This is a genomic window from Oleiphilus sp. HI0132 (genome assembly GCF_001635845.1).
Window position 1 is genome coordinate 1 of the sequence record NZ_LWGJ01000222.1, and the last position, 1,198, is coordinate 1,198.

Below are 1,198 nucleotides of genomic sequence, written 5' to 3' on the forward strand. Positions count from 1 at the left end.
GCGACTTTGACTACCTGGATGATTTGAACCAGGGGCTGAATATAAACCGAAGTGATAACCTTGATCGAAGGGCTGAACTCCATTATTCAGAGGATAACTGGCGATTCAGCTTCTTGATGCAGCAATACAAAAGTATCGATGAAACACTGCTGGCAAGCGAACAAGCTTATCAACGCTTACCTGAACTAAATTATCAATTCGGTTCTATCTACAAACAACTGCAACTCGACTGGCACAGCCAATATGTCTACTTCTATCGTGACCAGGAAGGTCTCGTCGGGGATGAACGTATTATAGGCTCACGCGTTCGACACCAGCCCAAGGTATCATTGCCTTTATCTAAGAGCTGGGGCTATATCAGCCCATCTGTAAGTATCGACCATACCGACTACTTTCTTGAAGATTATACGCCTGTCGACAATAATATCTCTCGCACCATTCCAATTTATGAACTTGATGCGGCTTTATTCTTCGACCGAAGTTCTTTATTCAGTGAAAGCCAATTCTTCAAGTCATCCACGATTCGCCACAGCTTGGAACCACGAGCTTACTATGTGAATGCCAAGAGCGTAGACCAAGATGCTCTTCCTAATTTCGACAGTACCTTACCTAGCTTCAACTATCAGCGACTGTTTAGTCCCTATCGCTTTAGTGGCGGTGATCGAGTCGGTGACAATAACAGCCTGACGATAGGTATCACCAATCGTTGGACCGACATGCAAACTGGGCAAGAGAAAGCTATTGTCAGCATTGGCCAGGTTTACCACTACGATGATCGCGAAGTTGGCATAAATGGCGTTGGAGAGGCCGACCGCAAAGACTCCCTGCTGGCGACCGAGTTTATCTTCCGTCCCTATCCAGGTGTAGAGCTGGCAACGAGTGGTTTATGGGATGCCAGAAACAACCAGACCCAGGAAGGCAATACGAGTTTGCACTTACACAGTCAAGACTACCGTCATGTGCTGAATTTCAGCCATCGCTATATCCAGGGTGAGCTAGAGCAAATCGACACCTCTTTTATTGCGCCTATTTATCCTCAAACCAGTCTAATAGGCCGTCTTCGTTACGACCTTGAGGAAGAGCGCAGCATTGGTTCGCTTGCAGGCATTGAATATAGTAGCTGCTGCTGGCGCGTTCAATTGCTAAGTCAATCTTATCTAGATAGTGATAGCGAAGTCTTACATGGGTTTTTGTTCCG

At 46.2% G+C, this 1,198-nt stretch carries 1 protein-coding gene; it reads left to right on the forward strand.

Going from position 1 to position 1,198, the window contains the following annotated elements; translation table 11 throughout:
• On the forward strand, positions 1 to 1,198 hold a 1,198-nt coding region (locus A3766_RS02745; protein WP_156508638.1), incomplete at both ends, for an LPS-assembly protein LptD.